We start from the raw sequence: 19,485 nt of genomic DNA on the forward strand, positions 1-19,485 counted from the left end.
CAGACAGCTACTCTAGCGCCCTCGGCTGACGCCCGGCGTAGGCAAATGGCGGACAAGGGTTTTGAGCCCCGCCATTGCCATCTTTCCTGCGCTGTTCGCGACTCGTCGCTGTCAGGCTGCGGGGCTGAACAGATCCACGCGATCAGTGATGATGCAATCCGTGCCGATGTCGAGCAGGCGCTGGGCTTCCCATTCATCGTTGACGGTGTAGCTGCTGCAGCGCATGCCTGCCGCGTGCACGCGCCTGACCAATTCCGCATCCCAGAGTGCGTGGTTCAGCACCATCGCGACGCAGCCGAGTTCCTGCGCGATCCGGATGTCGGCCTCGCCCGTGCCATCGGACCATTTGTCGACCAGCAGCCCGCGCGGAATGTCGGGCGCGGCGGCCTTTGCGCCGCGCAGCGAATCGGGTTTGAACGAGGTGAACAGCGGCGGCACGGCTTCGCGGGCCAGATGCGATTCATGAGTTCGCCGCTCGCGAAGCCCGTGCGCTCTTCCTGGCCCGGCGTGGGTTTGATTTCCACGTTCAGATGCAGGTGATTGGCAAGGCACCAGCGTGCCAGGGCTTCGAGTGTCGGCAGGTTCTCACCGGCAAACGAACGCGAATGCCAGGCGCCCGCGTCGAGCTGTGCCAGCTCGCCCATCGTGCGATCACTTCCCGTGCCCTCGGCATTGGTGGTGCGCTTGAGGTCGGTGTCGTGCATCAGGAACAGCACGCCGTCCTTGCTGAGCTTGGCGTCGCATTCGAACATGCGGTAGCCGTAGCTTGCTCCCATGCGAAACGCCACCATGGTGTTCTCGGGCGCGAGCTTGCCTGCGCCTCGGTGCGCAACCCAGCGCGGATAGGGCCAGGCGGCCAGGGAGGTCATACGCGTTCTCCAAACTTGATCAGATTGCCGTGCGGATCGATCACGTAAAGCTCGCGCATGCCCCATTCACGATCCTGCGGCGGCTTGAGCGCGAGGCCGCGCGCTGTGAAATCGGCATGCAGCGCGTCGGTATCGCCACGCACATAGCACGATGAAAGGCGAGGCAATTCGGTGTTGTCGCCGCACGGCCAGAAATGGAGTTCGCAACCGTCGCGCTCGACGATCAGATATGTTCCAGGCATCGAGAGCGCCGTGCGAAAGCCGAGCTTGTGAACGTAGAAGCTCTCGCTGACCGCAAGATCCGGCGAAGGGAGTACCGGAACCGTGGAATGAATCAGCGATGCCATGGTCGTCCCTGTCAAGCGGGCACGTCAGATGCGTTTGCCGGTCGCCGCGTCGAAGCCGTGAATGCGGTCGGGGCGCGGCGTGACGTGGATGAGGTCGCCATTGTTCGGCATGAACGTGCCTTCCTCGACACGCACGGTGAGCAGTTCGTCGCCGCCACCTTGCACGCGGCCATAGATCAGGCGTTCGGCGCCCAGCAGTTCGACCGTGTCGACGATGACGGGCCAGCCGCTGTTGGGCGTGACGTCCAGATGCTCGGGACGAATGCCGAAGATCGTGCCGTCCCGGCCGCCCGGTGCGCTCTTGAGCAGGTTCATCGGCGGCGAGCCGATGAAGCTCGCGACAAAGGTCGATGCCGGCGTGTGATAGACCTCTTCGGGCGTGCCGAATTGTTCGACGCGGCCACCGTTCATCACGATCATGCGCTGCGCGAGCGTCATCGCCTCGACCTGATCGTGGGTGACGAACAGACTGGTGATGCCGAGCTGGTTATGGCGTTTCTGGATTTCGATGCGTGTCTGCGCGCGCAGCTTGGCGTCGAGGTTGGAGAGCGGTTCGTCGAACAGGAACACCTGCGGATTGCGCACGATGGCGCGGCCCATGGCAACGCGCTGACGCTGGCCGCCCGAGAGCTGGCGCGGCTTGCGGTCGAGCAGGTGCGAGAGTTCGAGAATCTTGGCCGCAGCATCGACGCGCTGCTTGATCTCGTCCTGCGGCACGTTCTTGATCTTCAGGCCGTAGGCCATGTTGTCAAACACGCTCATGTGCGGATAGAGCGCGTAGTTCTGGAACACCATGGCGATGTCGCGCTGCGCCGGTTCGAGGTTGTTCACCACGCGATCACCGATCGAGATCGTGCCGCCGGAGATTTCTTCAAGCCCCGCGACCATGCGCAGCAGCGTCGACTTGCCGCAGCCCGACGGGCCGACGATGACGATGAATTCACCGTCCCTGATTTCTGCGTTGACGCCGTGGATCACTGGCACGGCGGCCTTGCCGACTCCGTATTGCTTGACGACGTCTTTGAGTGTGATGGATGCCATATGAAAAAAATCTTTTGAATTCGTTCTGTGGAAGAGGCGGGCGGGTTCTCGTGCTGGCGGATTACTTTTCGGTATCCACCAGACCCTTCACGAACCACTTCTGCATCAGAATCACGACGAGCGCGGGCGGCAGCATCGCAATGATGGTGGTGGCCATGGCCACGTTCCAGTCGATGGCCGCTTCGCCCCGCCAGCCACCATGCGCTTGATGCCGATGACCACGGGATACATGTCTTCCGACGTGGTCATGAGCAGCGGCCAGAGATACTGGTTCCAGCCGTAGATGAACTGGATCACGAACAGCGCTGCAATCGACGTCTTGGACAGCGGCACCAACACGTCCTTGAAGAAGCGCATCGGGCCCGCGCCATCGATGCGCGCGGCTTCCACCAGTTCGTCGGGCACGGTCAGAAAGAACTGGCGGAACAGGAACGTGGCGGTCGCCGATGCGATCAGCGGCAGCGTGAGACCCGCATAGCTGTTGAGCATTCCGAGATCCGCGACCACCTTGTAGGTCGGCAGGATACGCACTTCGACCGGCAGCATCAGCGTCACGAAGATCGCCCAGAAGCACAGTTGCTTGAACGGAAAGCGGAAGTAGACGATGGCGAATGCCGAAAGCAGCGAGATCGCGATCTTGCCCACGGTGATGATCATCGCGGTCACGAAGCTCACCCACATCATGTGCACGAGGCTGGTGTTCGAGCCGATCTTGCCGGAGCCGAACAGCGCGGCCTTGTAGCTCTCGAGCATATTGGTGCCGGGCCACAGCGGCATCGGCGCCTGCACGATCTCCTGTGCGGTATGGGTGGAGGCGATCAGCGCCAGATAGATGGGAAAGGCCACGATGGCCACGCCGAGAATCATCACGGCGTGGGACAGCACATCGAGCCAGGGACGTCGGTCAATCATGCTCAGTACTGCACTTTCTTTTCAACATAACGGAACTGCACCACGGTCAGCGCTATGACGATGAACATCAGGATCACCGACTGCGCGGCCGAGCCGCCGAGGTCAAGCGCCTTGAAGCCGTCGAGATAGACCTTGTAGACCAGGATCGTGGTCGACTGGCCGGGGCCGCCATGCGTGGTCGCGTCGATGATGCCGAAGGTATCGAAGAACGCGTAGACGATGTTGATCACCAGGAGAAAGAACGTGGTGGGCGACAGGAGCGGCAATTGCACGTTCAGAAAACGGCGCCACGGGCCGGCGCCGTCGATGGCGGCGGCTTCGAGCAGCGACTTGGGGATCGATTGCAGGCCCGCGAGAAAGAACAGGAAGTTGTAGGAGATCTGCTTCCACACGGCGGCCATCACGATCAGCGCCATGGCCTGGTTCTCGTTCATGAGAAAGTTCCAGTTGTAGCCGATGCGCTCCAGAAAATACGACACCACGCCGAGCGATGGTGAGAACATGAACACCCACAGCACACCGGCGATCACCGGCGCGACGGCGTAGGGCACGATCAGCAGCGTCTTATAGACCATGGCGAAGCGCACGATGCGGTCCGCGAAAATGGCGAGCGCCAGAGAGATCGCGATGCCGACGCCCGCAACAAGCACCGAGAAGACGGCGGTGCGATAAAAGGATTCGAGGTAGGACTCATCCTGGAACAGTTGCGCGAAGTTCGCGAACCCCACCCATTCCTTGCTGAGACCGAATGCATCCTCCATCTGGAAGGATTGCAGGATGGCCTGGGCGGCAGGCCAGAAAAAGAAGACGCCAATGATCACCATCTGCGGCAGCAGCAGCAACCACGGGAGCCAGGCGGAGCGGAAAAGTACTCGTTTTTCCATATGCCTTCAAAAACCAAAAAACCGCCGCGACCTTGGTGAGGCCACGGAGGTATGAAAAAAGTGATGTGAAATCATGCCGCCCGAGGGCGACATGAACCGCACGCGATGCTTGTTGCTTACTTGCCCTTGTTGGCTGCTTCGAAGCGAACCAGCAGTTCGTCGCCACGCTTGACGATCGCATCGAGCGCGTCCTTGGCCGACTTCTTGCCTGCCCAGACCTGTTCGAGTTCTTCGTCCTCGATGGTGCGGATCTGCACGTAGTTGCCGAGGCGGATACCGCGCGAGTTGTCGGTCACCTTGCGGATCATCTGGTTCACGGCGGTGTCGGTGCCGGGGTTCTTCTGATAGAAGCCGGACTTCTCGGTCAACTCGAACGACGCCATGGTCACCGGCAGATAGCCGGTGCGCTGGTGGCTGGCGGCCTGCACCTTGGTCTGCGAGATGAACTCGAAGAACTTGGCGACGCCCTTGTATTCCTCGGCCTTCTTGCCGGCCATGACCCACAGCGACGCGCCACCGATCACGGTGTTCTGCGGCGCACCCTTGGCGTCCGGGTAGTAGGGCAGGTTGGAGATGCCGTAGGCGAACTTGGCGTTCTTGGCGACGTCACCGTAGAAGCCCGACGATGTCTGGATCATCGCGCACTCGCCCGAGACGAAAGAAGCCTGTGGCAACGAGCCACGACCCTTGTAGACGAATTCACCGGCCTTGGCCGCCTTCTCGAGATTTTCGATGTGGCGTGTGTGCAGCGGCGAGTTGATCTTCAGGCGGGCCTTGTAGCCTTCCTTGCCGAGGCCGTTCTGGTGCGTGGCGAACTCCACGTTGTGCCAGGTGGAGAACGATTCAAGCTGCGTCCAGCCCATCCACGCGAGCGTCATCGGGCAGGTGTGGCCGCTTGCCTTGAGTTTCTTGGCTGCTTCGAACACTTCGGGCCAGGTGGTGGGTGCCTTGTCGGCATCCAGGCCAGCCTTCTTGAAGGCGTCCTTGTTGTAGTAGAAAACGGTGGTCGAGCTGTTGAACGGGAAGCTCAGCATCTGGCCGTTGGGAGCCGTGTAATACGAAGCCACGGCGGGGATGTAGGTCTTGGGATCGAACGGCACGCCGCTGTCGGCCAGCACCTTGGCGACCGGCACGGTCGCGCCCTTGGAAGCCATCATGGTCGCGGTGCCCACTTCGAACACTTGCAGGATGTGCGGAGCGCCACCCGAGCGGAACGCGGCCACGGCGGCGGTCATGGTCTCGTCATAGGTACCCTTGTACGTAGGGATGACCTTGTAGTCTTTCTGGCTTTCGTTGAACTGCTTGGCAAGGTCGTTGACCCACTCGTTGTTCACCGCCGTCATCGCGTGCCACCACTGAATTTCGGTCTGCGCTTGTGCAGCAATACCAGTGGTTGCGACGAGAGTGGCCAGCGCCAGTTGCTTGATCCGCATGTAGGCTCCTAGGGGGTAGAGGAAGTTGGTTCGAGGCGAGATGGTAACTCGCTCAATGTGACAGGAAGATGTCGTTGTCGCACAGCCGCAGGCCACTCACAACAGGGGAAATCCCGTGAAGCAGTGCGCTTGCAACGCCTTTTGAAAATGACAGTCACAATTGAATGTCACGAATTGTGCACTACCGGGACGCGGCTGCATAAGCCCCGATTGTCATCGGGTCTGCAAGGTTTTGTGCGATGCACAATGCTGTGCGAATTGCGACACATACATTTGCGGAGAAGGGGCTCGCCATGACTGCCAAGACATCGCTCGACAAAAGCAAGATAAAGTTTCTGTTGCTCGAGGGAATCCACCCGGCGCGCTCGACGTGCTGCACGCTGCGGGTTACAGCCAGATCGAATCGCTCAAGGGCGCGCTGCCCGAAGACGAACTCAGGCAACGCATTGCCGATGTGCATTTTCTGGGCATTCGCTCGCGCACCCAGCTCACGGCAGACGTTCTTGCCCACGCGCACAAGCTGGTGGCCGTCGGCGCGTTTTGCATCGGCACGAACCAGATCGATCTGAAGGCGGCTCGCGAGCACGGGGTGGTCGTCTTCAACGCGCCGTATTCCAACACCCGCTCGGTGGCCGAGCTGGTGCTGGCCGAGGCGGTCCTGCTGCTGCGCGGCGTGCCCGCGAAGAACGCCATCGTGCATCGCGGCGGCTGGAGCAAGAGCGCCGAACATTCGTATGAGACGCGCGGCAAGACGCTGGGCATCGTCGGCTATGGCTCGATCGGCACGCAGCTCTCGGTGCTGGCCGAGTCGCTGGGCATGAAGGTGATCTTCCATGACGTGGTCAGCAAGCTGCCGCTGGGCAATGCGCGGCAGGTGGGATCGCTCGACGAACTGATGGCGCACAGCGACGTCGTTTCACTGCACGTGCCCGAGCTGCCGTCCACGCAGTGGATGGTTGGCGCGCCGCAACTCGCGCGCATGAAGCCCGGCGCGATTCTGATCAATGCCTCGCGCGGCACCGTGGTTGAGATCGATGCGCTCGCGGCGGCGCTGCAGTCCGGCCATGTGGGCGGTGCGGCGGTGGACGTGTTCCCGGTCGAGCCGCGCTCGAACACCGAAGAGTTCCTGTCACCGCTTCGGGGCATGGAGAACGTGATCCTCACGCCTCACATCGGCGGCTCGACGATGGAGGCGCAGGCCAACATCGGCCTGGAGGTCGCGGAAAAGCTCGTGAAGTTCAGCGACAACGGCACGACCACCTCGTCGGTGAACTTCCCCGAAGTGGCGCTCCCCGAACACCCGGGCAAGCACCGCCTGCTGCACATCCACCGCAACGTGCCCGGCGTGCTTTCGCAGATCAACAGCATCATGTCGGACAACCACATCAACATCTCGGCGCAGTACCTGCAAACCAACGAGACGCTGGGCTATGTGGTGATCGACCTCGACGCCAAGTCCTCCGATCTGGCGCTCGAAAAGCTCGCGCAGGTGCCGGGAACCATCCGCACGCGCATGTTGTTCTGACGCGGCCTGGGAAGCGCCCTCTGGGTGGCTTCCCGGCGGATGGCCATGGTTTCCGAGAACCATGCAGGAATGCCGTGGCTCTTGCTGCGGTGCAGCGGGAAGTAAGCGGCTGACATAAAATCGCACCCCGAGGCACGTGGGCCAGGCCTTTTCGCTGGTTCCACACATCCAGGTTGATCCCCATGAATGTTCCGATTGCGCTGGCTGCCCTGCAGGCGCAGGGCGAAGAGCCCACCCGTTTGCGTGAGATTCCGTATAACTACACCTCGTTTTCCGACCGGGAAATCGTGATCCGCCTGCTCGGTGCATCTGCCTGGGGCGTGCTCGATCAATTGCGCCGCGAGCGCCGCACGGGCCGGTCCGCACGCATGCTGTACGAGGTGCTCGGCGACATCTGGGTGGTCCAGCGCAATCCGTATTTGCAGGACGACCTGCTGCACAACCCCGATCGTCGCAAGATGCTGGTGGATGCGCTGATCCACCGCCTCGCCGAGATCGAAAAGCGCCGCCAGCCCGATGAGCATGCCGAGCGCGACCGGCTCGTGGGCGTGCTGGTGGCGGCCGCGCGCCGCGCCATCGGCGAGTTCGACGCCACGCTGGTCGAGGCCTCGGAGTTGCGCAAGAGGGTGCAGAAGCGCCTTGGCAAGCACACCGCCAAGGACAACATCAAGTTCGATGGACTGTCGCGCGTGTCGCATGTGACCGACGCGACCGACTGGCGCGTGGAATATCCGTTCGTGGTGCTGACCCCGACACCGAGGCCGAGATGGCCGCGCTGGTCAGGGCCTGCATCGAACTCGAGCTGACCATCATCCCGCGCGGCGGTGGCACGGGCTACACCGGCGGCGCGATTCCGCTGACCTGGCGCAGCGCGGTGATCAACACCGAAAAGCTCGAGGCGATGACCGAAGTCGAGATGCGCCGCCTGCCGGGCGTGGATCGTGAGGTCGGCACCATATATACCGAAGCCGGCGTGGTGACGCAGCGCGTGGCCGACGCGGCCGAGCGCGCGGGCTTCGTGTTCGCGGTCGATCCGACATCGGCCGAAGCCTCCTGCATCGGCGGCAACATCGCCATGAATGCGGGCGGCAAGAAGGCCGTGCTGTGGGGCACGGCGCTCGACAATCTCGCGAGCTGGCGCATGGTGACGCCCGACGCCCAGTGGCTCGAAGTCACGCGCATCGGCCACAACCTCGGCAAGATTCACGACGCGGAAATGGCGAGCTTCGAATTGCAGTATTTCGAAGCCGACGGCAAGACGCCGATCCGCACCGAACGCCTCGACATTCCCGGCAAGACGTTCCGCAAGGAAGGTCTGGGCAAGGACGTGACCGACAAGTTCCTCTCGGGCCTGCCGGGCGTGCAGAAGGAAGGCACGGACGGCCTGATCACGAGCGCGCGCTGGATCGTGCACCGCATGCCCGATCACACGCGCACCGTGTGCCTCGAATTCTTCGGCAACGCCAAGGACGCGGTGCCCAGCATCGTGGAAATTAAGGACTTCATGTTCGCCGAGCAGAACCGCTCGGGCGTGCTGCTGGCCGGTCTTGAGCATCTGGACGACCGCTATCTCAAGGCCGTCGGCTATGCCACCAAGAGCAAGAAGGGCAACGGCCACCTGCCCAAGATGGTGCTGATCGGCGACATCGTGGGAGACAACGCCGACGACGTCGCCAAGGTGGCCGCCGAGGTCGTGCGCATTGCCAATTCGCGCAATGGCGAAGGCTTTACGGCGGTGAGCGCCGAGGCACGCAAGAAATTCTGGCTGGATCGCAAGCGCACCGCCGCGATCAGCCGCCACACCAACGCCTTCAAGATCAACGAGGACGTGGTGATCCCGCTGCCGCGCATGTGGGAGTACACCGACGGCATCGAGCGCATCAATATCGAGCTGAGCCTGCGCAACAAGATCAAGCTCTGCGACGCGCTGATCGACTTCTTCGAGCGCGGCAATCTGCCGCTGGGCAAGCAGGACGATGCGGGCGAGATTCCGTCGGCCGAGCTGCTCGAGGACCGCGTGAGCCAGGCAATTGCGCTCGTCAAGGACATTCGCGGCCTGTGGCAGGGCTGGCTGCACAACGTCGAAACGCTGTTCCCGCAGTTGCAGGATCACACGCTGCGCGCGAGCTGGAAGACGCAGCTCAAGGCACCGCTGGCGCAGATCTTCAACGGCGCGCCGTTCCAGCCCATCCTGGCCGAAGTGAACGCCACACACCAGCGCGTGCTGAAAGGTCGTGTCTGGGTGGCACTGCACATGCACGCGGGCGATGGCAACGTGCACACCAACATTCCGGTCAACAGCGACGACTACGACATGCTGCAGACCGCGCACGAGGCCGTGGCGCGCATCATGGTGCTGGCGCGCAGTCTCGATGGCGTGATTTCGGGCGAGCACGGCATCGGCATCACCAAGCTGGAGTTTCTGACCGACGACGAACTCGCGCCGTTTGCCGAGTACAAGCGCCGGGTCGATCCGCATGGGCACTTCAACCGGGGCAAGCTGATCCGCAATCAGGACGCGTTGCTTGCCGACCAGAACCGGCGCAGTCCGGAGGCCGGGCAGGCGCATTCGCGTGCGTCGCTGATGTTCGCCGATCTGACCAATGCCTACACGCCGTCGTTCGGGCTCATGGGCCACGAGTCGCTGATCATGCAGCAGAGCGACATCGGCGCGATTGCCGATTCGGTCAAGGACTGTCTGCGTTGCGGCAAGTGCAAGCCGGTGTGCGCCACGCACGTGCCGCGCGCCAACCTGCTGTACAGCCCGCGCAACAAGATTCTCGCGACGTCGCTGCTGGTCGAGGCCTTTCTCTATGAGGAGCAGACGCGCCGGGGCGTGTCGATCCAGCACTGGCAGGAATTCGAGGACGTGTCGGATCACTGCACCGTCTGCCACAAGTGCTTCACGCCCTGCCCGGTGAAGATCGACTTTGGCGACGTCACCATGAACATGCGCAACTTGCTGCGCAAGATGGGCAAGAAGAGCTTCCGTCCCGGCAACAAGCTGGCGATGACGATGCTGAATGCGACCAATCCCGACACCATCAAGTTCATGCGTGGCGCAATGGTCAACGTCGGCTTCAAGGCCCAGCGCGCGGCGGTCGATCTGCTGCGCACGGTGAGCAGGAAGCAGACCGCGCATCCCCCGGCGACGGTGGGCGCGCCGCCGCTCAAGGAAGAGATCATCCACTTCGTGAACAAGAAGCTTCCCGGAGGACTGCCCAAACGCACGGCACGCGCCTTGCTCGACATCGAGAACAAGGACTACGTGCCGATCATCCGCGATCCCAGGACCACCAGTTCCGACACCGAGGCCGTGTTCTATTTCCCCGGTTGCGGCTCCGAGCGTTTGTTCAGCCAGGTCGGTCTTGCCACGCAGGCCATGCTCTGGCACGCCGGCGTGCAGACCGTGCTGCCGCCGGGCTATCTGTGCTGCGGCTATCCGCAGCGCGGCTCGGGCCAGTTCGATGTGGCCGAGAAGATGATCACCGATAACCGCGTGCTGTTCCACCGCGTGGCGACGACGCTGAACTACCTCGACATCAAGACGGTGGTGGTGAGCTGCGGCACCTGCTACGACCAGCTCCAGGGCTACCAGTTCGACAAGATCTTCCCGGGCTGTCGCATCATCGACATCCACGAATACCTGCTCGAAAAAGGCATCACGCTCGCGGGCAAGGGCACGTACATGTACCACGACCCCTGCCACACTCCGATGAAACTGCAGGAACCGATGAAGACCGTGAAGGCGCTCGTCGGCGACAACGTGCTCAAGAGCGAACGCTGCTGCGGTGAGTCGGGCACGCTGGGCGTCACGCGGCCCGACATCTCCACGCAGATCCGCTTTCGCAAGACCGAGGAAATCCGCAAGACCGAGGCCGTGCTGCGCGAGAGCGGGCAGGTGGGCGCCAAGGAAAACCTGAAGATCCTCACAAGCTGCCCCAGCTGCCTGCAAGGCCTGAGCCGCTATCAGGACGATCTGCAAAACGGTCTGCTCGAGGCCGACTACATCGTCGTCGAGATGGCGCGCGAGATTCTTGGCGAGAACTGGATGCCCGAGTACGTGAAACGCGCCAACGAGGGCGGCATCGAGCGGGTGCTGGTTTAGGGCCTGGTCGCGTAACGCCGCAGGCCACCCCTGCGGCCTCGCGTGATCGTGTCGTCACCTTCGCCAATGCGCTCACCGGTCTTTATGGACATGCTCTCGGCCTATGATGGCGGCCATGCATTCACACCCGACACAGCCTGAGTCCCCCAACTGCGTGCTTTGCCGCGAAGACGGCGGCGCGCTTGTCTGGCGTGGCTCCAGGCTGCGCCTGATTCGGGCGAGCGAGGAAGGCTTTCCCGCGTTCTACCGCGTGATCTGGAATGCGCACGTCGCAGAGTTCTCCGATCTGTCACGCGCTGACCGTGCGTTCTGCATGGAAGTCGTGGCGGCCGTCGAACAACTCGTTCGCGAGCATCTCAAGCCCGCCAAGATCAACCTCGCGGCGCTCGGCAACATGGTGCCGCACCTGCATTGGCACGTGATCGCGCGCTGGGAGTGGGATTCGCACTTTCCGGCACCCGTCTGGGCCAACGCTCAGCGCTCGCGCGATGCCGAAAAGGAAGCGGCGATTTCCGCTCGGTTACCCGCGCTCGATGCGCTGCTGCGCGAGCGCCTTCAGGCCGAATTCGCCTGAAAATTCCATCTGACAAACAACGCTTCTTCAAGCAGGAACAATCAAACACATGGCAGGCATCACACCGGGTTCGCCCATGCCCAATCCATCACCGTGCATGAGCAATCACGCCAGCTGGAGGTGACGTTTTCCGATGGCGCGGCCTTTCGCATCCCTTTGAGCTGATGCGTGTTTACTCCCCGTCCGCCGAGGTGCAGGGCCATGGTCCCGGCCAGGAAGTGCTGCAGACCGGCAAGCGCGACGTCACGCTGGTCAGTCTCGAGCCGGTGGGCAACTATGCGGTCAAGCCGACGTTTTCCGACGGGCACGACAGCGGCATCTTCTCGTGGAACCTGCTCTACGAATTGGGGGCAAACGAGGCCCAGCTCTGGGCCGAATACGAATTCCGCCTCAAGGCCGAAGGCATTGATCGCGATACCCCGATGCCCGGTAAAAAAACGCACGGCCATGGTCATGGCTGCGGTGGGCACTGATTCCGGCCGACGCTCGCGCTGCGTCACAATCCAGGGTCTCCAAGACCCGGTTTGTCATTTCTTTTTTTCCTCAAGTCCCGCACGGGCGCGTGGTTGTCGCTGTACCTCGCGCCCGCACGCGCCTAGCATCACCACATCATGAGCAACACACATTTCGGATTCCAGACCGTTGACGAGAACGAGAAGGCACGCCACGTGCGCGGCGTGTTTGACTCCGTCGCTTCCAAATATGACGTGATGAACGACCTCATGTCCGGTGGGCTGCATCGCGCATGGAAGGCCTACACGGTGATGGTCGCCAACCTGAAGGAAGGCAATCAGGTGCTCGACATCGCTGGCGGCACCGGCGATCTGGGGCTGGCGTTCGCCAAAAAGGTTGGCCCGACCGGCACGGTGATCCACACCGACATCAACGAGGCCATGCTGCGCGTGGGCCGTGATCGCCTGATCAACAAGGGCACCGTGCTGCCCACGCTGGTCTGCGACGCGGAAAAGCTGCCGTTTCCCGACAATCATTTCGATCTGGTCAGTGTGGCGTTCGGCCTACGCAACATGACGCACAAGGACGCGGCGCTCAAAGAAATGAACCGCGTGCTCAAGCCGCGCGGCCGTCTGCTGGTGCTTGAATTCTCGAAGATCGCCAAGCCGCTCGAGAAGGCCTATGACTGGTATTCGTTCAGCGTGTTGCCGCGCATCGGCAGCATGGTGGCGGGTGATGCAGACAGTTACCGTTATCTCGCCGAATCGATTCGCATGCATCCCGGGCAGGAGGAACTTAAAACCCTTATGAAACAAAGTGGCTTCGGGCATGTGGACTATCACAATATGACTGGCGGTATTGTGGCGTTGCATGTTGGAATTAAGTGCTGAACGATCCCGATAGCTGAAATCAAACTTTGAAAAAAGAGCGTGAAGGGGCCAGTGCACAACTAAATGGAGAACCGATGATGAAACTGTGGTCTGTAGTCTTGGTCGCGATGCTCGCTTTTTCGATGGGCGACGCCGATGCAAAGCGCATGGGTGGCGGAAAATCGATGGGCAAGCAATCCTCTAACGTGACGCAACGTGAAGCCGGTGGTCCGGGTGCTGCACCCGGTGCACCTGCCCAGAACGCCAACAGCGCCGCTCCAGCGCGTCAACCCGGTTCTCCCGGCGCACCTGCTGCGGCACCCAAGAAACCCTGGGGTGCCATGCTCGGCGGCCTGGCCGCCGGTCTCGGCCTTGCCTGGCTCGCGAATTCGCTCGGCCTCGGCGAAGGTTTTGCCAATATCCTCATGATTGCCTTGCTGGCGATGGCGGCGTTCTTTGTGATCCGCCTGATCATGCGTTCGCGCGCTGGCGGTGGCGGTAACAACCGGGCCTCGACCGGTGCTTCGGGCTCGCCGTTCGCCTTCCAGGGCGCGGGCAACGCCAATCCGTCGCAGGCCGAGACACCGCGTCAGTACAACCCCGACAAGATCGGCAACGACGCATCGGCCCGTCCTTTTGACCACAGCAACATGGCGTTCTCGCCAGCCGCTGGTGCAGCAACTGGCGCGGCGGCAGCGGCGGGTGGCTCGATGATCGGCTCGGCACTCTCGGGTTCGCAGAACTGGGGCGTGCCCGATGGTTTCGATACCGATGGTTTCCTGGCCGCCGCCAAGCGCAACTTCATCACGCTGCAGGCCGCCTGGGACCGCGCGGACATTTCCTCGCTGCGCTCGATGATGACTGACGAAATGGTCTCCGAAATCCGCTCGCAACTCAACGAGCGCGAAGCCAACCGCGCCGACGGTCAGCCCAACCAGACCGACGTGGTGATGATCGAAGCGCAATTGCTTGGCATCGAGGACCTGGGCGACGCCTACATGGCCAGCGTCGAGTTCTCGGGAATGATCAAGGAAGAGGCTTCGGCGGGACCGTCGCCGTTCCGCGAGGTATGGAATATGACCAAGCCCAAGGCGGGTGGAAGTGGGTGGTTGGTGGCTGGAGTTCAGGCTCTGCAATAAACCGTCTGTAGCCACTGGCTGTGTTGGGGGAGCGCCTTCTCTGCTGATGCGGGGAGGGCGTTTCTGTTTTTGTTTTGTCTTTGTTTTTGTGTTTGTGTTTTGTTTTTTGCTGCTGGCCGGGTCTCGCCCCGGCGGGCGACCTACTTTCTTGTTCGCAACAAGAAAGTAGGCAAAGAAATGCGCCCTGCTGTTCACGACCCTGCGCTTCGCTTCGGGCAACCTGATTCTGGAGATTCGTCCGGTACACGGCAGAAACTCCCTGCGCTTCGCTCCGGTCAGACATCTGCCGTGAGCCAGATGTGGACGTTTCTGCGTCACTTGACGCAGAAACAACCGGCCAAATCACCAGAATCAGGCGTGAACAGAAGGGGGGATCGGCACGTCGCTGCGCTCGTGCTGGTAATCGTCAGCAGGGTCAACTTTTCTTTGGCTACTTTCTTTTTTTTGATAAAAAGAAAGTAGCTGCGCCGCCGGGCGCAATCCCGGCCCGGGAAACAAACACAAAACAGCCCTTACAGACATGGCCAACATACAAATGAAAGCATTGAAAACAGCTTTTGAAGGTCAATCGCCCTCGCACCCGATGGCATCCATCCAAGTTCAGGGAATAATCGAGGGGTTATGACACCAAAGTCCCCATTCCCCTTCCTGGACGGATTGTTCGAACGCATATCGAGCGGCCCGCAACCTCCCCAGTGGCTCGTACACGAGATGCAGCACCGCGCGGTGCTGTTTCTGAACCATGTGTTGATGCAGGAACCCGAAGCCATGGACCGGCTGTCCTCGCAGAGCGGTCGCGTGGCGCGTGTGCAGTGGCGGTCGTTTTCGATGTCGGTGCAGATCACGCCTGCGGGATTGCTGGACACAGCGCCGTCGATGATGACGCCCGATCTGCGCATCGAGGTGGTGGAGACTTCTCCGCTGTCGATTGCGCGCAATGCGATGCGTGGCGACAAGCCGACCATTCTGATCGATGGCGACGTCAAGTTCGCCGCCGAGATCAACTGGCTCGTGGACAACGTGCGCTGGGATGTTGAAGAGGATCTCGCGCGCGTGATCGGCGATGCTCCCGCGCATGCCGTGGGTTCGGCGGCCAGGCGCGTGGCGCAGGCGTTGCGCAGCTTTGTGAATTCGATGCCGTTTTCGCGCGGAGACGTTTGAGCGCCATGAGTCGTTTTTTTCGTGGCTTCACGATTGTCTGGACGTGTCTGCGCTACGGACTCGATGAGCTGGTTCTCAACAGTTTCCGCAACCCGGTGCTGAGCCGCATTGCGCGGTTCACCAATTTCGGGCGCAAGCTCAATGCGCCGCGCGGGCAGCGGCTGCGCGAGGCGCTGGAGAGCCTGGGGCCGATCTTCGTGAAGTTCGGTCAGGTGCTGTCCACGCGCCGCGACCTGATGCCGCCCGATATTGCGGACGAGTTGGCGCTGCTGCAGGACCGTGTGCCGCCGTTCGATCCGAACGTGGCCGTGGAAACCATAGAGCGCGCGTTTCGCAGGCCGGTCGATGAGGTGTTCATATCGTTCGACCGCGTTCCGGTGGCCAGCGCGTCGATTGCACAGGTGCACTTCGCGGTGATCCGTGACCGCAATGGGGTGCAGCATGATGTCGCCGTGAAGGTGCTGCGGCCCGGCATGCTGGGCGTGATCGACAAGGACCTGGCGCTGATGCGCATGATGGCCGGCTGGGTCGAGAAACTTTCGGCCGACGGCAAGCGCCTCAAGCCCATGCAGGTGGTGGCCGAGTTCGACAATTACCTGCACGACGAACTGGACCTGATCAAGGAGGCCGCCAATGCCGCGCAACTGCGCCGCAACATGGAGGGGCTGGATCTGGTGGAGATTCCCGAGATTTTCTGGGACTTCTGCCATCCGCAGGTGTTGGTCATGCAGCGCATGAACGGCGTGCCGATCAATCAGATCGAGAAACTGCGCAATGCGGGCGTCGACATCCCGAAGCTCGCGCGCGATGGCGTGACGATCTTTTTCACGCAGGTGTTTCGCGACGGTTTTTTTCACGCCGACATGCACCCGGGCAATATCCAGGTGAGTCTGGAGCCCGAGACCTTTGGCCGCTATATCTCGCTGGATTTCGGCATCGTCGGATCACTTACCGAGTTCGACAAGGAATACCTTGCGCAGAATTTCACCGCGTTCTTTCGCCGCGACTACAAGCGCGTGGCAGAGCTGCACATCGAAAGCGGTTGGGTTCCTCCGACCACGCGGGTGAACGAGCTGGAGTCTGCGATTCGCGCGGTGTGCGAGCCGTACTTCGACCGGCCGCTCAAGGAAATCTCGCTCGGTATGGTGCTGCTGCGCCTGTTCCAGACCTCGCGCCGTTTTCAGGTCGAGATCCAGCCGCAACTCGTGCTGCTGCAGAAGACGCTGCTCAACATCGAGGGGCTGGGTCGCCAGCTCGATCCGGAACTCGATCTGTGGAGCACCGCCAAGCCGTTCCTTGAGCGCTGGATGCTGGACCAGATGGGTCCCAAGCGCGTGTGGCGCGAGCTGCGCGCGCAGGCACCGCTGTACGCCAAGCTGCTGCCGCAACTGCCACGATTGATGCACGACTATCTGCAGCAAAAGCCCAAGGACTACGGACGCGATCTGCAGGAGCTGCTGGCCGAGCAAAAGCGCACCAACCGCCTGTTGCAGCGCATTGCCTACGGCGGTGTCGGGTTCGTGCTGGGTTTGCTGGTCATGCAAATCCTGATGCGCCTGCGTCATTTCTACTGATAATCCCCCGTTCTTTTTCCTTTCTTTCCCACAACTCATCTTTGTCAGGAGTGCCAGCGTGTTGCTCTTCATGGTGATTGCCTACCTGTTCGTCACCATTGGCATCGGCCTGTGGGCCGCGCGGCGCGTGAAGAACACCGCCGACTTCGCCATCGCGGGTCGTCATCTGCCGATGTACATGATCATCACCACGACGTTCGCGACCTGGTTCGGCTCGGAGATCGTGCTGGGCGTGCCGGCCAAGTTCATCGAGGGTGGTTTGCGCAACGTGGTCGAAGATCCGTTCGGCGCGGGCATGTGCCTGATTCTGGTGGGGCTGTTCTTTGCGGCCAAGCTCTACCGCATGACGCTGCTGACCATCAGCGACTACTACCGCGAGCGCTATGGCCGCACCATTGAAGTGGTGTGCTCGCTGATCATCATGCTGAGCTATCTGGGCTGGGTGTCCGCGCAGGTCACGGCGCTCGGGCTGGTGTTCAATCTGCTCTCGGGCGGTGCGATCAGCATCCCCTGGGGCATGACGATCGGCGTGCTGTCGATTCTGGTCTACACGCTCTGGGGCGGCATGTGGTCGGTGGCGGTGACGGACTTCATCCAGATGATCATTCTGGTGGTGGGCCTGGTGATCCTCGCGGTGTTCGCGAGCAATATGGCGGGCGGTGCGGGCCGGGTGATCGACCTGGCGACCAGCCGCGACCTGTTCAAGTTCTGGCCCGAGCCAAGCTGGCATGACATCATCTTTTTCATCGGCGCAGCCATCACCATGATGTTGGGCTCGATTCCGCAGCAGGACGTGTTCCAGCGCGTGATGTCGGCCAATTCCGAGAAGGCAGCGGTGCGCGGCACGGTGATTGGCGGCACGGCCTATATCTTCTTTGCCTTCGTGCCGATGTTCCTCGTGGCGAGCGCGCTGCTCATCATGCCGGCCGAGACGGCGGCGCTGCTCAAGGACGATCCGCAGAAGGTGTTGCCCACGCTCGTCATGGACAAGATGCCGCTTGTGATGCAGGTGCTGTTCTTCGGCGCGCTGCTCTCGGCGATCAAGTCCTGCGCCTCGGCGACGCTGCTCGCGCCGAGCGTGACCTTCACCGAGAACATCTGGCGTCAATTCCGCCCGAGAAGGTCAGCGACCGCGAGGTGCTGTTCACGATGCGCGTGAGCGTGCTGGTGTTTGCGATGTGCGTGCTCGCATACTCCATCAGGATGCAGGGCACGCCGATCTACGAGCTGGTGTCGAGCGCCTATCAGGTGCCGCTCGTGGGTGCCTTCGTGCCGCTGGTGTTCGGCCTGTACTGGAAGCGCGCGAGCACGCAGGGTGCCATCGCGGCCGTGGTGCTGGGCATAGGCGTGTGGATCGTCTTCATGCTCACGCCGGCGCTGCACCAGGCCTTCCCGCAGCAACTCGCGGGCGTGCTTGCGGCGATGGTCGGCATGGTCGCCGGTTCGCTGATGCCACAGATGGTGACCAATGCCCACGCGGGCCATCATCCGCTTGCCGGAGCGGAACAAGCCACTTCATGAAGGGAAATAGGTGGCAACGCCTATAATTGAGGGTTTTTCATACCAGCTCCAATCGGTTTTCATGCCTATCTACGCCTACAAGTGCGGCTCCTGCGGTTTTGCCAAGGACGTCTTGCAAAAATTTTCCGATGCGCCGCTCACCCAGTGTCCTGAGTGCGGCGCCGAGGCGTTTTCCAAGCAACTGACGGCACCCGGTTTCCAGCTCAAGGGAACGGGCTGGTATGCCACGGATTTCAAGAACAGCGGCAGCAAAAATAACGCCAAGGCCGAGCCCAAGCCCGCAGGCGATGCTGCGGCGGCCCTGCGCCTGCGGGCTCCGGCGACAATGCCGCCGCCGCCGCCGCCGCACCGGCTCCCGCTCCCGTGGCTGCGCCTGCTCCGGCGGCCACCGAGGCGAAGGCGTAAGCACGATCATGATGTCTGCCTTCAGACGCTGGTTGCTGACGGGCCTGCTCGTCATCGTGCCCGGCGTGATCACCGCGTGGGTGCTTCACTGGATCGTCTCCACGCTCGACCAGACGCTGCAGATCCTGCCGGGCGACTGGCAGCCTGACAAGCTGCTGGGCATACACATTCCCGGCTTCGGCGTGCTGCTCACCCTGATCATTTTGCTCAGTGTCGGCGCGCTCGCCACCAACTTCGCGGGGCGCAAGCTGGTGGAGTGGGGCGACCGTCTCGTTGCGCGCATTCCCGTCGTGCGTTCGATCTATTCGAGCGTCAAGCAGGTGTCGGACACCTTGTTCTCCGAAAGCGGCAACGCGTTCCGCACGGCCGTGCTCGTGCAATGGCCGCGTGAAGGCGTGTGGACGGTGGCGTTCGTGACCGGTGCGCCCACGGGCGAGGTGGCGGCCTACCTGCGCGACGAGTTCGTGAGCGTCTACGTGCCGACGACGCCGAACCCGACCGGTGGCTATTTCGTGATGGTGCGCAAAAGCGACTGCATCGAACTCGACATGAGCATCGACGCGGCGCTGAAATACATTGTGTCGATGGGCGTGGTGACTCCGCCGGACCCGATCGCCGTTCACGATTCCAGACAGTAAACCGACACACAAACAAATCAGTGCAATTGACG

General features: G+C 61.9%; 10 protein-coding genes and 7 pseudogenes. 11 read left to right on the plus strand and 6 right to left on the minus strand.

Annotated elements, in window-relative coordinates; genetic code table 11:
- Positions 1 to 111: 111 nt before the first annotated feature.
- The 6 genes and pseudogenes from ugpQ to ugpB form a co-directional block, all read right to left on the minus strand.
- Positions 112 to 869, minus strand: a pseudogene (gene ugpQ, locus H9K75_RS18210) (glycerophosphodiester phosphodiesterase).
- A complete protein-coding gene (locus tag H9K75_RS18215; RefSeq protein ID WP_187723688.1) occupies positions 866 to 1,216 on the minus strand; it encodes a bleomycin resistance protein in 351 nt (116 codons plus the stop codon). The pseudogene ugpQ and the gene H9K75_RS18215 overlap by 4 nt, the downstream one beginning before the upstream one ends.
- 24 nt (positions 1,217 to 1,240) lie before the next feature.
- Positions 1,241 to 2,257, minus strand: coding sequence for a sn-glycerol-3-phosphate ABC transporter ATP-binding protein UgpC (gene ugpC, locus H9K75_RS18220; RefSeq protein WP_187723689.1), 1,017 nt, complete (start codon positions 2,255 to 2,257; stop codon positions 1,241 to 1,243).
- Positions 2,258 to 2,318: 61 nt separating this feature from the next.
- Positions 2,319 to 3,169, minus strand: a pseudogene (gene ugpE / locus H9K75_RS18225) (sn-glycerol-3-phosphate ABC transporter permease UgpE).
- A 2-nt stretch (positions 3,170 to 3,171) separates the two neighbouring features.
- Positions 3,172 to 4,053: a sn-glycerol-3-phosphate ABC transporter permease UgpA gene (gene ugpA, locus H9K75_RS18230; protein ID WP_187723690.1), complete on the minus strand. Its 882-nt coding sequence runs from the start codon at positions 4,051 to 4,053 to the stop codon at positions 3,172 to 3,174.
- A gap of 116 nt (positions 4,054 to 4,169) precedes the next feature.
- Positions 4,170 to 5,486: a sn-glycerol-3-phosphate ABC transporter substrate-binding protein UgpB gene (ugpB, locus tag H9K75_RS18235; protein WP_187723691.1), complete on the minus strand. Its 1,317-nt coding sequence runs from the start codon at positions 5,484 to 5,486 to the stop codon at positions 4,170 to 4,172.
- Positions 5,487 to 5,779: 293 nt separating this feature from the next.
- Here ugpB and serA point away from each other — a divergent pair.
- The 11 genes and pseudogenes from serA (at position 5,780) to H9K75_RS18290 (ending at position 19,453) form a co-directional block, all read left to right on the plus strand.
- Positions 5,780 to 7,011: pseudogene (serA, locus tag H9K75_RS18240) on the plus strand (phosphoglycerate dehydrogenase).
- Between the two features lie 182 nt (positions 7,012 to 7,193).
- Positions 7,194 to 11,119: pseudogene (locus H9K75_RS18245) on the plus strand (DUF3683 domain-containing protein).
- Between the two features lie 115 nt (positions 11,120 to 11,234).
- Entirely contained in the window at positions 11,235 to 11,693 is a 459-nt protein-coding gene (locus tag H9K75_RS18250; RefSeq protein ID WP_187723692.1) for an HIT family protein, read from the plus strand.
- Positions 11,694 to 11,742: 49 nt separating this feature from the next.
- Positions 11,743 to 12,166: pseudogene (locus tag H9K75_RS18255) on the plus strand (gamma-butyrobetaine hydroxylase-like domain-containing protein).
- Positions 12,167 to 12,304: 138 nt separating this feature from the next.
- Positions 12,305 to 13,036, plus strand: a complete 732-nt coding sequence (gene ubiE, locus H9K75_RS18260) for a bifunctional demethylmenaquinone methyltransferase/2-methoxy-6-polyprenyl-1,4-benzoquinol methylase UbiE (protein ID WP_187723693.1) — start codon at positions 12,305 to 12,307, stop codon at positions 13,034 to 13,036.
- Between the two features lie 74 nt (positions 13,037 to 13,110).
- Complete coding sequence (locus tag H9K75_RS18265; protein WP_187723694.1) at positions 13,111 to 14,154, plus strand: Tim44 domain-containing protein; 1,044 nt, start codon at positions 13,111 to 13,113, stop codon at positions 14,152 to 14,154.
- A 621-nt stretch (positions 14,155 to 14,775) separates the two neighbouring features.
- Positions 14,776 to 15,315, plus strand: coding sequence for a ubiquinone biosynthesis accessory factor UbiJ (locus tag H9K75_RS18270; protein WP_187723695.1), 540 nt, complete (start codon positions 14,776 to 14,778; stop codon positions 15,313 to 15,315).
- Between the two features lie 5 nt (positions 15,316 to 15,320).
- Positions 15,321 to 16,889 carry a ubiquinone biosynthesis regulatory protein kinase UbiB gene (gene ubiB, locus H9K75_RS18275; protein WP_187723696.1) on the plus strand — a complete coding sequence of 523 codons (1,569 nt, stop codon included), beginning with the start codon at positions 15,321 to 15,323 and terminating at the stop codon, positions 16,887 to 16,889.
- Positions 16,890 to 16,947: 58 nt separating this feature from the next.
- A pseudogene (locus H9K75_RS18280) lies at positions 16,948 to 18,410 on the plus strand (sodium:solute symporter family protein).
- A 61-nt stretch (positions 18,411 to 18,471) separates the two neighbouring features.
- Positions 18,472 to 18,815 (plus strand): annotated as a pseudogene (locus H9K75_RS18285) (FmdB family zinc ribbon protein).
- Between the two features lie 11 nt (positions 18,816 to 18,826).
- The gene (locus tag H9K75_RS18290) at positions 18,827 to 19,453 is read left to right on the plus strand and encodes a DUF502 domain-containing protein (protein ID WP_187723697.1); all 627 of its coding nucleotides are present in this window, start codon (positions 18,827 to 18,829) and stop codon (positions 19,451 to 19,453) included.
- Positions 19,454 to 19,485: the final 32 nt, after the last annotated feature.

Source organism: Diaphorobacter aerolatus, from assembly GCF_014489535.1.
Taxonomy (GTDB): Bacteria; Pseudomonadota; Gammaproteobacteria; order Burkholderiales; family Burkholderiaceae_C; genus Diaphorobacter_A; species Diaphorobacter_A aerolatus.